Below are 400 nucleotides of genomic sequence, written 5' to 3' on the forward strand. Positions count from 1 at the left end.
GACCATCCCCGACCTGGCTGGTGACGCTCGCACCAAAATCCTGCCCGAGCTGACGGATCGCAGCCTCGATCTCAGCGGGGCCCATGTCGCTTGCCGGCGTATTGACGAGATCGCGGGCAAAGGCGACCGTCTCGGCGAGCGCGCTCAGCTCCACACCATCCACGCGACCATCCCCGACCTGGCTGGTGACGCTCGCACCAAAATCCTGCCCGAGCTGACGGATCGCAGCCTCGATCTCAGCGGGGCCCATGTCGCTTGCCGGCGTATTGACGAGATCGCGGGCAAAGGCGACCGYCTCGGCGAGCGCGCTCAGCTCCACACCATCCACGCCCTCGGGCAATACCAACCGGGCGCGGATCGGCTGCGGCTTGCGGTAGCGCTCGAAACGATAGGACTGGAG

The 400-nt window shown here is 66.7% G+C and carries 1 pseudogene; it reads right to left on the reverse strand.

Features of this window, described 5'->3' with window-relative positions:
• A pseudogene (locus tag AB4Y92_RS26265) lies at nt 1–400 on the reverse strand (hypothetical protein); the annotation flags it as partial.

Origin of the sequence: Lysobacter sp. TAB13 (genome assembly GCF_052113885.1) — a bacterium.
In the GTDB taxonomy this organism is placed as follows: Bacteria; Pseudomonadota; Gammaproteobacteria; order Xanthomonadales; family Xanthomonadaceae; genus Lysobacter; species Lysobacter gummosus.